Genomic DNA, 13,685 nt, shown 5'->3' with positions numbered 1-13,685 from the left:
GCCCGGCCCGCCGCTGGAAAGCCCGGCGAGGCCCTGCGGGTGCCTCCCGGGGCCTGTCAGGACACCCGATTGCCTTTCGGCACAGGAGCATGCCCATGAGTGACGATACCGCCTATCAGCCGCCACGCGTCTGGCGATGGGAACGCGAGAGCGGCGGCCAGTTCGCCAGCATCAACCGCCCCGTGGCCGGACCGACCCACGACCGGGAACTGCCCGTCGGCCAGCATCCGCTGCAGCTCTACTCCCTGGCCACGCCCAACGGCGTGAAGGCGACCATCATGCTCGAGGAGCTGCTGGCGCTGGGGCACGAGGGTGCCGAGTACGACGCCTGGCCGATCCGCATCGGCGAGGGCGAGCAGTTCTCCAGCGGTTTCGTTGCGGTCAACCCCAATTCCAAGATCCCGGCGCTGATGGACCACACCACCGAGCCACCGATCCGGGTGTTCGAATCCGGCGCGATCCTGCTCTACCTGGCCGAGACGTTCGGCGCCTTCCTGCCCGAGGATCACGCCGGACGGACCGAGACCCTCAACTGGCTGTTCTGGCAGATGGGGGCGGCCCCCTTCGTCGGTGGCGGGTTCGGCCACTTCTACGCCTATGCGCCGGAACCGCTCGAGTACCCCATCGACCGCTACACCATGGAGACCAAGCGGCAGCTCGACGTGCTCGACCGCCAGCTGGCCGAGCGGGCCTACATCGCGGGCAACGACTACACCATCGCCGACATGGCCATCTATCCTTGGTATGGCTTGCTGGTCCAGGGGCTGCTCTATGATGCGGGGGAGTTCCTGGCCGTCGACGAGTACCCCAACGTGCAGCGCTGGGCGAGGCGCATCGCCGAGCGGCCGGCGGTCAAGCGCGGACGCATGGTCAACCGTACCTGGGGGGAGCGCTCCGAGCAGTTGCACGAGCGCCACTCGGCCAGCGACTTCGAGACCCGGACCCAGGACAAGATGTGACGGCGCCACCGGCAAGACCTGGCGACACGACGCAAGAGGGGCACATCGCTGGCGATGTGCCCCTCTCGCATTCCCGCGTTGCCCGCCCCCGCAAGGTGGAGCGTCAGGCCTTCGACTGCAGCTGCTCGAGTGCCGGGCTGAGCGTGACCGGGTAGTCGCTCTCGCCCTCCGCGAGCCGCCTGACGTCCTCGGGGAAGCGCTCGAGGGCGGCCGTGACCCGCTCGCGTGCCTCATCGGCTCTGGCCATCTCGCCATCATCCAGCCGACCCGCCCGGACCAGCGGGCGCAGCAGCGGCTCTCCGGCATCGATGGTCTCGTCACGCAGGGCGATGACGTCGCCGACGTAGCGGCCTCGATCGTCCCGACGGCGATAGAGCTGCTTGCGGCAGGGCAGGTTGATCTTGCCCGGCGAGTGCTTGACCCGCGGGGTGCCGGCGTACTCCACCAGCTTGTAGGAGAGGTCGATCACCGGGGCATCCGCCGAGACGCCCATCTGGGTGCCGACGCCGAAGGCATCGATGGGGGCGCCGTCCTCGAGCAGCGCCGCGATCTGGTACTCGTCGAGGCCGCTGCTGGCGACGATGGTGATCTCCTCGTGTCCGGCCTCGTCGAGCAGCGCGCGTGCGCCCTTCGCCAGTTCGCCCAGGTCGCCGGAGTCGAGTCGGATGGCCTTGACGCCGACCTCGGGCTCCTCGCGCATGATCTCGATCACCTTGCGCACCCCTTCCAGGGTGTCATGGGTGTCCACCAGCAGGGTGGTGCCGGGATAGTGGCGGGCGAAGGCACGGAAGGCTTCCTGCTCGTTGTCGTGGGCCAGGATATAGCTGTGGGCCATGGTGCCATTGATCGCCAGGTCGTGGCGCAGGCCGCCGAGCACGTTGCTGGTCCCGGCCAGCCCCGCGCTGCGGTAGGCCCGGACCCCCCGCACCGCGGCGTCCACGCCGTGCATGCGGCGCATCCCGAAATCCACCACCGGGCGGCCCCGGGCGGCCATCACGATGCGCACCGCCTTGGAGGCGAGCACCGTTTCCAGCTGCACCAGGTTCATCACCAGGCTCTCGAGCAGCTGGGCCTGGGCGATGGGCGCGTCCACTTCCAGCAGCGGCTCGTTGGCAAACACCGGCGTGCCCTCGGGAAGGGTCCAGATGTCGCCCTCGAAGCGCCAGTCGCCCAGCCAGTCGAGGAAGCCCGGGTCGAACAGGCCGGTGCCGGCGAGGCGCTCGAGGGCCGTGTCGCCGAAGCGCAGCCGGCTGAGCAGCGCCGCGGCATGCTGCTGCCCGCAGGCCAGCATGAAGCGGCGGGCCGGGGGCATCTTGCGGAAGAAGAGGCTGAAGGTGGCCCGCTCCTGCATCGATTCTTTCCAGTAGGCCTGGGTCATGGTCAGCTGGTAGAGGTCGGTGAGCAGGGCCAGCTCGCCCTCCTCGACCTGCAGGGGAATCGGCTCGCTCATGCGCGCACCTCGATACCGGCTTCCTCGAAGTCACGGTGGCACGCCTCGATGGCATCGGGGTCGACCGCGGCGGATAGCTCCTCCAGCAATAGGGTGGTAAAGCCTTCCCGACTGGCTGCCAGTACCGTGGCATGGACACAGACATCCAGCGCCAGGCCGCAGACGATCACCCGCGCGATCCCCTTCTCCTTGAGGTAGCCGCCGAGTCCGGTGCCGTCGAAGGCGGAATAGGCGTCGGCATCGAAGGCGGTGGCCTTGCTGACGCGGATGGCGTCATCGGGAAGGGCCAGGTCGGGGTGGAAGGCGGCGCCCTCGGTGTCCTGCACGCAGTGCACCGGCCAGGGGCCACCGCGATGCGAGAAGCTCACGTGGTCGACGGGGTGCCAGTCCCGGGAGGCGACCACCAGGGCGCCGGCCGCTTGGGCCGCCTCGATCTCGGCGTTGATGCCGGGAACCAGAGCCGCGCCGCCCTCGACGGCCAGTGCACCGCCCTCGCAGAAATCGTTCTGCATGTCCACGACGAGCAGCGCGTCGTGGGAGCCGTAGTTCACCTTCATGGTCATCACGCACCTCCTTCGAGGTCGTTGGGTGTCTTCTCTGACCAGCGTAAGGCCTTCTTGATGCGTGTTGTAGGGGGACGGTTCAATAACCGGCCTCGGGGTCGACGGTGTCGAGGGCTTCCCCCGCCTCGAAGGCGAGAAGGGCCTCGGCCACCTGGTCCAGCGCCTCGCCCAATGGGGTCGGGCCGGCCATGTGGGGGGTGACCCAGACCCGCGGATGCGACCAGAGCGGGCTTGCGCCGGGCAACGGCTCCTCGGGGAAGGCGTCGAGCAGAGCCCCGCGCAGCCGGCCCTCCGTCTCCCCCTCGCCCAGGGCATCGAGCAGGGCGGCCTCGTCGATCAGCGACCCGCGCCCCGGATTGATCAGGCTGGCGCCCTCGGGGAGCCTCGCCAGGGCGGCCGCGTCGATGACATGGCGCGTCGCGGGGGTGTCCGGCAGCAGCAGCACCAGGCTTCTGACCTGGCCGAGCAGCTCATCGAGTCCCGCGTCGCCATGGTGACAGGTGATGCCGTCGAGCGACCTGGGCGAGCGGCTCCAGCCATGCACCGGGAAGCCGTCGGCGGCCACCATGGCGGCGACCTTCGCCCCGATGGCACCGAGGCCCAGCACGCCCACCGGCCAGTCGGCCTTGTCGACCACCGCATGCTCGCGCCAGTCGCGGCGCGCCTGCTGGCGGCGGTAGCGGTCGAAGTCACGCTGGAAGTGCAGGATGCCGTAGCGCACGTAGTCACCGATCAGCTCGGCCATGCCGGCGTCGCGCAGCTTGACGATGGGCACGCCCTCGGGAAGCCCCGGATTGCCCAGCAGGGCGTCGACCCCGGCGCCGAGGTTGACGATGCCCTTGAGCCGCTCGGGCTCGCCGAGCAGCTCGGCGGAGGGTTTCCACGCTGCCAGGTAGTCCGCCTCACGCCGCTTCTCGGCCGGGGCGCTGCTGGTGAACACCTCGGCCTGCGGCAGGCGCCTGGCCAGGGCATCCCGCCACTGCTCGGCGTCGTCGATATGTACGAGAACCTTCATGTTGTCTCCTCTCTCTGCACTCAGGTCCATCATGGGAGTGCGGCCCTGTCCGGACAAGCGTCATGCGGCCTCCGTGGCGGGTCGCCAGGAAATGCTTGACCGCCCACCATGGGTTGGCAGTAACCTCCATCCAGGGGAACCGAGCGACCGCCGGAATGCCCGCGGCGCCCATGCGGCGGCCCCGGTGCTGCGATGGTGATGCGGCCCCCCGGCCCGGCCTTCTCGCAGCAGAGAGGGCCGATTTTCTTGATGATGCGATGGCGAGTGGCTTCATGATCCAGGTTTCCCTGCCCTTCACTCGTGAGGAATATGCGACCCGCCTGTGGAAGGTGCGTGCCGAGATGGCCAGCCGTGGTATCGACGTGCTGATCGTCAGCGACCCCTCCAACATGGCCTGGTTGACCGGCTACGACGGCTGGTCCTTCTACGTACACCAATGCGTGCTCGTGGGCCTGGAGGGTGAACCGGTGTGGTACGGCCGACGCATGGACGCCAACGGCGCCCTGCGGACCTGCTGGATCGATCCGGACAACATCACCTACTACCCGGATTACTACGTGCAGAATCCGGACATGCATCCCATGGACTACCTCGCCCAGACCATCCTGCCCGACCGCGGCTGGCACGAGGGCGTGGTGGGCATGGAGATGGACAACTACTACTTCTCGGCCAAGGCCTACCAGTGCCTGCTGCGCGAGTTGCCCCATGCGCGCTTCATGGATGCCAACGCCCTGGTCAACTGGTGTCGCGCGGTCAAGTCCCCCCAGGAGATCGAGTACATGCGCGTGGCGGCGAAGATCGTCGAGGGCATGCACACGCGGATCCTCGAGGTGATCGAACCGGGCCTGCCCAAGAGCAAGCTGGTCTCGGAGATCTACCGCGTCGGCATTGAGGGCTGGCGGGACGCGCAGGGCAAGATCTACGGTGGCGACTATCCCGCCATCGTGCCCATGCTGCCCACCGGCAGTGATGCCGCCGCCCCCCACCTGACCTGGGACGACACGCCGTTCCGCGAGGGGGAGGGCACCTTCTTCGAGATCGCCGGAGTCTTCAAGCGCTACCATGCGCCGATGTCGCGGACGGTCTTCCTGGGCAGGCCGCCCCAGGAGTTCGTGCGCGCCGAATCGGCGCTGCTCGAGGGCATCGAGAATGGCCTGGCGGTGGCCAAGCCCGGCAACCGCACCGCGGACATCGCCATGGCGCTGGGCGCGGCCATGGACAAGTACGGCTTCGACCGCGGCGGCGCGCGCTGCGGCTACCCCATCGGCATCAGCTATCCCCCGGACTGGGGCGAGCGAACCATGAGCCTGCGCCCCTCGGACGACACCATCCTGCAGCCCGGCATGACCTTCCACTTCATGCCCGGCCTGTGGGAGGACGACTGGGGGCTGGAGATCACCGAGAGCATCCTGATCACCGAGACCGGCTGCGAGACCCTGGCCGACTTCCCGCGCCAGCTCTTCGTGCGCTGAACTTTCAGCAAGGTTGGCCTGCTTCAACAAGTAACGAGGGGCGCTGGGGGCAGATCGTAGAGGGAATTAAGAATCTGCCGCCAGATCAGCCCCGAGTGGCGTGGAAGCCATGATGCCCATGCCACACGAGAACAAGGAGTTTCATACCATGACCAAGCGTCCCAGCCCGATCAGCGCCACCGTCGACTTCGAAGCCGACGGCGTCCAGCACGGCTTCCTCAAGCTGCCGATCTCGGTGGACGACTCCGCCTGGGGGGCGGTGATGATCCCCGTCACCGTGATCAAGAACGGTGAGGGGCCCACGGCGCTGCTGACCGGCGGCAACCACGGCGACGAGTACGAGGGCATCACCTCGCTGCTCAAGCTGTCGAGTTCACTCAAGGCCGAGGAGGTCAGCGGCCGGGTGATCATCGTGCCCTGCATGAACCAGCCGGCGGTGATGGCCGGCAAGCGCACCTCGGGCCTCGATGGCGGCAACCTCAACCGCAGCTTCCCCGGCGATCCGGATGGAAGCGTGACCGAGAAGATCGCCGACTACTTCACCCGGGTGATGGTGCCGATGTGCGACGTGGTGCTCGACCTGCACTCCGGTGGGCGCACCCTGGACATCATCCCCTTCGGCGCCTCGCACGTGCTGGAGGATGCCGAGCAGCAGCGCCAGGCCCTGGAAGGCGCCAAGGCCTTCGGCGCCCCCTACGCCATGATGATGTTCGAGCTCGATGCCGCGGCGCTGTTCGACACCGCGGTGGAGAGCCAGGGCAAGGTCTTCGTGGCCACCGAGCTCGGCGGCGGCGGCACCTCCACGCCGGAGAGCATGGCGATCACCGAGCGTGGCGTGCGCAACTTCCTGATCCACTACGGCCTGATGGCCGGCGAGGTGGAGATGCCCGACGCGCCCCAGGTCTATCTCGACATGCCCGATGCCAGCTGCTACGTGCAGAGCGAGCACGCCGGCGTGCTGGAGCTGGCCTTCGCGCTGGGCGAGCGGGTCGAGAAGGGCGAAGTGGTGGCCCGGGTCTACGACATGACCCGCAGCGGCACTCCCCCGGTGGCGTACCACGCCGGGCGCAGCGGGGTGCTGGCGGCACGGCGCCATCCGGCGCTGGTCAACATGGGCGACACCATCGCGGTGATCGCCGATGTCGTCGACTCCCTGGGATGAGGCGGCCGGCATCACGATGAAACTGGACCGCTATGACCTGAAGATCCTCGAGATCCTCTCCCGGGACGGACGTATTACCAAGTCGAAGCTGGCCGAGGCGATCAACCTCTCGGTCAGCCCCTGCTGGGAGCGAGTTCGCCGACTCGAGAAGGCCGGCATCATCGAGGGCTACAGTGCCCGCATCAATGCCGCGGCGCTGATCAAGCGCACGCCGGTATGGGTGCAGGTCGAGCTCAAGGCCCATAACGCCGATAGCTTCTCTCGCTTCGAGGCGCTGGTCCACGCCACGCCCGAGGTCACCGAGTGCGTGGCCGTGGGCGGAGGCGTCGATTACCTGATCAAGTTCGAGACCGACTCCATCGATGCCTACCAGCGGCTGATGGATGCCTGGCTGACCGGGGAGGCCGGCATCGAACGCTACTTCACCTATATCGTCACCAAGACGGTGAAACGTCCCGCCCCGGGCTTCTCGCCCGACGAACTGGCCTGACGTCTTTCCGGTCGAGCGAAAGTTCAGCGTTGATGTCACCGCGGCCCTTGTGGCATAAGTTGGTGACAGGTGGGTGAGCCGAGGTTCACCCTGCCGGGCGATCCCGCCGGCATGCTCCCGATGGTGCCGGTCCGTGTTCGACAGCGCCCTGGAAGTTTCCGAGATCGCCTGACGCAGAGAGACCAAGATGTCCTATTTCACGATTGCCGGGGTGCAGATGCACGCCCTGCACCATGGAGACAACACCGAGGCCATGCGCCACCGGATCGACGTGCTGATGAGCCGTTTCCCCCAGGTGCAGATGGTCCTGTTCAGCGAACTGATGCCCATGGGGGCCTCGCCGCACCATGCCCAGACGATGCCCAGCAGCGCCGAAGCCCTGTTCTGCCAGATCGCCGAGCAGCATCGTATCTGGCTGATCCCCGGCTCGATGTTCGAGCAGACCGACGACGGTGTCTTCAACACCCTCTCGGTGATCAACCCCCACGGCCAGGTGGTGGCGCGCTACCGCAAGATGTTCCCCTTCCGGCCCTATGAGGCAGGCGTGGAGAGCGGCAGCGAGTTCGTCACCTTCGATGTGCCCAACGTCGCCCGCTTCGGTGTCTCGATCTGCTACGACATGTGGTTCCCCGAGACCACCCGTACCCTGGCCGCCATGGGCGCCGAAGTGATCCTTCACCCGACCATGACCGACACCATCGACCGCGATATCGAGCTGTCCATTGCCCGCACCAATGCCGCGGTGAACCAGTGCTACTTCTTCGATATCAACGGCGCCGGCGCCATCGGCAACGGCCGCTCCATCGTGGTCGGCCCCTCCGGTGATGTCATCCATCAGGCCGGCACCGGCGAGGAGGTCATGCCCATCGAGGTCGACCTGAACCGCGTGCGCCGCGAGCGCGAGACCGGCCTGCGCGGCCTCGGCCAGCCGCTCAAGAGCTTTCGCGAGCGGTCCGTCGACTTCTCGCTTTATCGTAGCGAAAGCGGCTCGACCCCCTTCCTCGACACGCTCGGCCCGTTGCAGAAGCCGCTGCGCGCCGACATCGAGGAGTACTGATCCCTTGCCTTCGGGCGGTGCAGTGAAGAGGAAGACTTCATGCTGGAGCCACTGATTCGACTGCTGCGCCGCCTGTTCCGCAATTCCCCGGCGGCCCCGGCCGCGCACCAGGCGCCCGGCGCCTCCCCCGTCACCGATGGAGCGACCACGATGAGCAAAATAACAACCATTGCCGATGTCCGCCGCCACTTCCTCAACAACCAGGAGCCGATCTATTTCATCTCGGCCACCAATTTCAACCTGCTGGGGATCGGCGACTGGGTCGGAAATTTCCGACATATCAACTACATCGACTGCTTCGAGGGGCAGCAGCGCAACGTCTTCGTGCCCAAGGAGAAGTTCCCCCGCGATTTCGAGAGTATCGAGGACATCAACAACTACCTCCTCGAGCACAAGGAGGTGATCGACTTCATCCAGTCGCGCTCGGATGGCGAGAACGCCGGCGTGGCCGCCTTCCTGATGTTCGACGAGCACACCGAGGAGGTCTGCCAGCAGCTCGGGCTGCGGGTGGCATTTCCCCCGGCGACGCTGCGTCAACGCATGGACAACAAGATCGAGACGGTGCGCATCGGCAACAAGGCCGGCGTGCCCAGCGTGCCTAACGTGCTGGCCAGGGTCGGCAGCTATCAGGAACTCTGCGAAGTGAGCAAGGACCTGGGTAACGACCTGGTGGTGCAGACCGCCTTCGGTGACTCCGGCCACACCACCTTCTTCATCGCCAGCGAGGACGACTACTACAAGCACGCCGAGGAGATCGAGGCCGAGTCCGAGGTCAAGATCATGAAGCGCATCAACTGCCGCGGCTCGGCCATCGAGGCCTGTGCGACCCGCTGTGGCACCGTGGTCGGTCCGCTGATGACCGAGCTGGTGGGCTTCAAGTCGCTGACCCCCTACAAGGGTGGCTGGTGCGGCAACGAGATGTTCGCCGGCGCCTTCACTCAGGAGATCCGCGACAAGGCCCGGGAGTACACCTTCAAGTTCGGCGAGGCGCTGCGCGAGGAGGGCTACCGCGGCTACTTCGAGCTCGACTTCCTGATCGACATGGACAACGGCGAGGTCTATCTCGGCGAGCTCAATCCGCGGGTCACCGGGGCCAGCTCGCTGACCAACGTGGCGGCCTTCGCCCACTCCGACATCCCGCTGTTCCTCTTCCATCTGCTGGAGTTCTCGGACGTCGACTTCGACCTCGACATCAACGAGATCAACGAGCGCTGGTCGCACCCCGACAGTGTCGACAGCTGGAGCCAGCTGGTGATCAAGCATACCGACGAGAGCGTCGATCTGCTCACCCAGGCACCACGCACCGGCGTGTGGAAGATGGCCGGTGACGGCAGCGTCAGCTATGACCATTACAGCTACCATCCCCATGCCGCCGAGAACGACAGCGAGGGCTTCTTCCTGCGCATCAGCGGCGCGGGCGACTTCCGCTACGAGGGGGCGGATCTCGGTATCCTGATCACCCGTGGGCGGCTGATGGACGACGACTTCCAGCTCAACGAGCGCGCCAAGGCTTGGATCGACGGCATCCGTGGCCAGTACGCCGGCCAGTCGCTGCAGGACCCGGTGGTGGAGGAGGTCGCCGTCAGTCATGCCGTCGGCGGCGGCAACTTCAAGATCCTGTGAGTTCCGGGACCGTTTCCCTTTCGCCCCGGGAGGTGCCTGCGGCCGACATGGACAAGATGCTCGATTTCCGCACCGTGCACGAGGCCAAGGCCGGCGCCCGGTGGCAGGCGCTGTTCGAGTACCACTGGCCGGCCTACGAGCAGTGGTACCTCAGCGAGGGGGAGCGCGAGCGGCCGGGGTATCTCGCCTGCTACAACGCCCTGCGCCGGCACATGCCGGAGCTGCTGCCGACCTATCGCGCCCTCTGCGACCTGGCCGGTGGCGGTGACCTGGCCGCGCGCTTCCTGAGTCTCTTCCAGCCGCCGCCCTATATCACCGGCTGCTCCCAGGCGGTGCTCGCCAGTCCCTCCTCTACGGTGCTGGCACGCAATTACGATTACCCGCCGGAACTGTGCGAGGGCACGATCCTCTACACGCACTGGAACGAGCGGCGGGTGATCGCCATGTCCGATTGCCTGTGGGGCGTGCTCGATGGCATGAATGACCGCGGTCTCGCCGTGTCTCTGGCCTTCGGCGGACGCAAGGCGGTCGGTGAGGGCTTCGGCGCGCCGATCATCCTGCGCTACCTGCTGGAGTTCTGCGACAGCGTGCCCGAGGCGGCCGAGGTGCTGGCCCGGGTGCCGACCCACATGGCCTACAACATCACCGTGGCCGATGCTGCCGGACGCTATGTGACGGCGATGATCGGCCCCGATCGCCGCGCCAGCATCCGCCGCGTGCCGGTGGCCACCAACCACCAGAAGAAGATCGAGTGGTATGCCCATGCGCTGGCCTCGGAGACCCTGATTCGCGAGCGCCAGCTATCGATCCTGGTGGATGACGAGGCCACTACCGAGGAGCGGCTGATCGCGGCCTTCTCGGCCCCGCCACTGTTCCGCCACGACTACCGACGCGGCCTGGGGACCGTCTATACCGCGGTCTACCGCCCGCGGTCGGGGCGAGCCCAGTTCCATTGGCCGGGCATGAACCTGGACCTGAGTTTCGACGACTTTCCCGAGGAGCGAATCACCGTGCGCTACGGCACCCGCGGGCTGCACAGCCGCTGACCCGGCGTACCGAACGATCGGTCCCCCTCGACAACAAGAGCAAGGATGGGTGTTGCCATGCAAGAGACGAGTCCTACCGAGACGCCCTATACCGCCCTGGGCTTCTACCACAAGATCTCCCAGCTGCGTGCCGACACCTGGAATGCGCTGAAACGTGACCTCGGGCGGCTGGTGCGCCTGGACGACGAGGGCCGCGCCAAGAACCTGGTCAAGGCGGTCGACGTCAAGCTGACGCGGCTCGAGATCATCGAGGACTACCACGCCTTCCCCTCCAAGGAGGACTTCCGTCATCTCTGGTCGCTGTTCGACCGCGAGGAGTACGGGTTGCTGGAGAAGGTGGTCAGGCGCCTGGTGCGCGCGCTGATCAGCGAGTCCTACCGGCGGCGTCACGTCGATCTCTCCGAGACCGATGCCGATGCCGAGGACCTCGAGACCCTCGATGCCCTGGCGCAGCTGCGTCGCGGGCACCCGGCGTCGAACAGCTCGGCCCAGCCCTACTTCGAGCTGCTGATCGTCGACAACCTCTCGGCCCCGGAAGAGGAGGTGGTTCGTGAGGCCTTCCACAACATGCGTCGTCCCGAGGACCGCTTCGTCTATGACGTGGTCACGGTGCGCAGCTTCGAGGATGCGCTGATCGCGGTGCTGGTCAATCCCAACATCCAGGCCTGCCTGATCCGCTACGAGTTCCCCTACAAGTCGAAGTACAACCTCAGCGCCCTGCGCAGCTACCTCGAGGGGCTCTCCGAGCAGTCCCTGGAACACCAGTCCGAGGCCGAGCGCAGCATCCTGCTGAGCACCATGATCCACGAGCTGCGCCCCGAGATCGACCAGTTCCTGGTCACCAGCGGTGACGTGGAGGCCACGGCGAGTCGCGATATCCGACACTTCAATCGCATCTTCTACCGCGAGACGGACTACATCGAGCAGCACCACACCATCCTGCGTGCCATCGACAACCGCTATCGCACGCCCTTCTTCGATGCCCTGCGCGAGTACAGCAAGAAGCCCACCGGGGTCTTCCATGCCATGCCCATCTCGCGGGGCAAGTCGATCACCCGCTCCCACTGGGCCGGGCAGATGATCGATTTCTACGGCATCAACATCTTCCTCGCCGAGACCTCGGCCACCTCCGGTGGGCTGGACTCGTTGCTACAGCCCTACGGGCCGATCAAGAAGGCCCAGGAGTATGCCGCCCGGGCGTTCGGTGCACGGCAGAGCTTCTTCGTCACCAACGGCACCTCCACCGCCAACAAGATCGTGGTGCAGGCGCTGATCAAGCCGCGCGACATCGTGCTGATCGACCGCGACTGCCACAAGTCGCACCACTACGGCATGGTGCTGGCCGGCGCCCACGTCAGCTATCTGGATTCCTACCCGCTCGACGACTACTCGATGTACGGGGCGGTGCCGCTCAAGGAGATCAAGAAGACCCTGCTCGAGTACAAGCGCTCGGGCCAGCTGCACAAGGTCAAGATGCTGCTGCTGACCAACTGCACCTTCGACGGCGTGGTCTACAACGTGCGCCGGGTGATGGAGGAGTGCCTGGCGATCAAGCCCGACCTGGTCTTCCTGTGGGACGAGGCGTGGTTCGCCTTCGCCGGTTTCAACCCCACCTACCGGCCGCGCACCGCCATGCATGCCGCCCGCACCCTGCGTGATCGCTACCGCAGCGAGGCCTATCGCGAGGAGTACGACGCCTGGAAGGCCGAGTTCGACGCCCTCGACCCCGATGACGATGCCACCTGGCTCGACCGGCGTCTGCTGCCCGACCCCGACGCGGTGCGCATCCGGGCCTATGCCACCCACTCCACCCACAAGACCCTGACCTCGCTGCGCCAGGGGTCGATGATCCACGTCTGGGACCAGGACTATCGCCAGAAGGTCGAGGCGCCGTTCCACGAGGCCTACATGACCCATACCTCTACCTCGCCCAACTACCAGATCATCGCCTCGCTGGACGTGGGGCGCATGCAGGCCGAGATGGAGGGCTTCGAGCTGGTCCACGCCCAGGTGGAGGCCGCACTGTCGCTGCGCGAGCAGCTCTATACCCACCCGCTGCTGCAGAAGTACTTCCGGGTGCTGGTCAACAAGGACATGGTGCCGCTGGAGTATCGGCAGTCGGGAGTCGAGACCTTCTACGACCCGGTCACCGGCTGGAACAAGATGGAGGAGGCCTGGGCCAATGACGAGTTCGTCGTCGACCCCAGCCGCATCACCATCGCCATCGGCGCCACGGGCATCGACGGCGATACCTTCAAGAACGAATACCTCATGAACAAGTACGGGATCCAGATCAACAAGACCTCGCGCAACACCGTGCTGTTCATGACCAACATCGGCACCACGCGGGGCTCCATCGCCTACCTGCTCGACGTGCTGCTCAAGCTGGCCAAGGAGTTCGAGTATCGCTGGGAGGAGAGCAGCCGGCCGGAGCGCAAGATCATCGAGAACCGGGTCCACTCGCTGACCAAGGAGCTGCCGCCGCTGCCCGACTTCAGCCGCTTCCACGCGGCCTTCCGCCCCGACCCCGACGGCAACACCCCGGAGGGTGACATCCGTCAAGCCTATTTCCTCAGCTACGACGACGAGAACACCGAGTACCTGCGCTTCGACAACGGCGAACTCCAGGCCCAGATGCGCAGCGGCCGCGACGTGGTCTCGGCGAGCTTCGTGATCCCCTACCCGCCGGGCTTCCCGGTGCTGGTCCCGGGGCAGGTGGTCAGCGAGGAGATCCTCTATTTCCTGCAGGCCCTGGATGTCACCGAGATCCACGGCTATCGCCCGGAGCTCGGCCTGCTGGTCTTCACCGAGGAGGCACTGCGCAACCCGCCGGCGGGGTGACGGCCCC

At 66.4% G+C, this 13,685-nt stretch carries 11 protein-coding genes; 8 read left to right on the top strand and 3 right to left on the bottom strand.

Going from position 1 to position 13,685, the window contains the following annotated elements; genetic code table 11:
* The first annotated feature begins 95 nt into the window (after positions 1 to 95).
* On the top strand, positions 96 to 959 hold the full coding sequence (gene yghU, locus QLQ83_RS07895; protein ID WP_282734963.1) for a glutathione-dependent disulfide-bond oxidoreductase: 864 nt from the start codon (positions 96 to 98) through the stop codon (positions 957 to 959).
* Positions 960 to 1,062: 103 nt separating this feature from the next.
* Here yghU and QLQ83_RS07890 read toward each other — a convergent pair whose 3' ends face one another.
* From QLQ83_RS07890 to QLQ83_RS07880, 3 genes are all read right to left on the bottom strand, one after another.
* Positions 1,063 to 2,409, bottom strand: coding sequence for a nicotinate phosphoribosyltransferase (locus tag QLQ83_RS07890; protein ID WP_282734962.1), 1,347 nt, complete (start codon positions 2,407 to 2,409; stop codon positions 1,063 to 1,065).
* Positions 2,406 to 2,972 (bottom strand): nicotinamidase, encoded by a 567-nt coding sequence (locus tag QLQ83_RS07885; RefSeq protein WP_282734961.1) that lies wholly within the window; start codon positions 2,970 to 2,972, stop codon positions 2,406 to 2,408. The genes QLQ83_RS07890 and QLQ83_RS07885 overlap by 4 nt, the downstream gene beginning before the upstream one ends.
* Before the next feature lie 79 nt (positions 2,973 to 3,051).
* Positions 3,052 to 3,987: a 2-hydroxyacid dehydrogenase gene (locus QLQ83_RS07880; protein ID WP_282734960.1), complete on the bottom strand. Its 936-nt coding sequence runs from the start codon at positions 3,985 to 3,987 to the stop codon at positions 3,052 to 3,054.
* A 272-nt stretch (positions 3,988 to 4,259) separates the two neighbouring features.
* Here QLQ83_RS07880 and doeA point away from each other — a divergent pair, with 272 nt between their 5' ends.
* The 7 genes from doeA (at position 4,260) to QLQ83_RS07845 (ending at position 13,678) form a co-directional block, all read left to right on the top strand.
* Positions 4,260 to 5,459 (top strand): ectoine hydrolase DoeA, encoded by a 1,200-nt coding sequence (gene doeA, locus QLQ83_RS07875; RefSeq protein WP_282734959.1) that lies wholly within the window; start codon positions 4,260 to 4,262, stop codon positions 5,457 to 5,459.
* A gap of 148 nt (positions 5,460 to 5,607) precedes the next feature.
* Positions 5,608 to 6,621: a N(2)-acetyl-L-2,4-diaminobutanoate deacetylase DoeB gene (gene doeB, locus QLQ83_RS07870; protein WP_282734958.1), complete on the top strand. Its 1,014-nt coding sequence runs from the start codon at positions 5,608 to 5,610 to the stop codon at positions 6,619 to 6,621.
* A 16-nt stretch (positions 6,622 to 6,637) separates the two neighbouring features.
* Entirely contained in the window at positions 6,638 to 7,111 is a 474-nt protein-coding gene (locus QLQ83_RS07865) for an Lrp/AsnC family transcriptional regulator (RefSeq protein ID WP_282734976.1), read from the top strand.
* A 187-nt stretch (positions 7,112 to 7,298) separates the two neighbouring features.
* Entirely contained in the window at positions 7,299 to 8,168 is an 870-nt protein-coding gene (locus QLQ83_RS07860; RefSeq protein ID WP_282734957.1) for a carbon-nitrogen hydrolase family protein, read from the top strand.
* Between the two features lie 39 nt (positions 8,169 to 8,207).
* On the top strand, positions 8,208 to 9,791 hold the full coding sequence (locus QLQ83_RS07855) for a biotin carboxylase (RefSeq protein WP_282734956.1): 1,584 nt from the start codon (positions 8,208 to 8,210) through the stop codon (positions 9,789 to 9,791).
* Positions 9,792 to 9,838: 47 nt separating this feature from the next.
* Positions 9,839 to 10,837, top strand: coding sequence for a C45 family autoproteolytic acyltransferase/hydolase (locus tag QLQ83_RS07850; protein ID WP_282734955.1), 999 nt, complete (start codon positions 9,839 to 9,841; stop codon positions 10,835 to 10,837).
* A gap of 57 nt (positions 10,838 to 10,894) precedes the next feature.
* A complete protein-coding gene (locus QLQ83_RS07845) occupies positions 10,895 to 13,678 on the top strand; it encodes an aminotransferase class I/II-fold pyridoxal phosphate-dependent enzyme (RefSeq protein WP_282734954.1) in 2,784 nt (927 codons plus the stop codon).
* Positions 13,679 to 13,685: the final 7 nt, after the last annotated feature.

Origin of the sequence: Halomonas rhizosphaerae (assembly GCF_030010555.1) — a bacterium.
Classification (GTDB): Bacteria; Pseudomonadota; Gammaproteobacteria; order Pseudomonadales; family Halomonadaceae; genus Halomonas; species Halomonas rhizosphaerae.
Note: the sequence above shows the minus strand (reverse complement) of the source record. Positions and strands in the feature narration are given on the sequence as shown.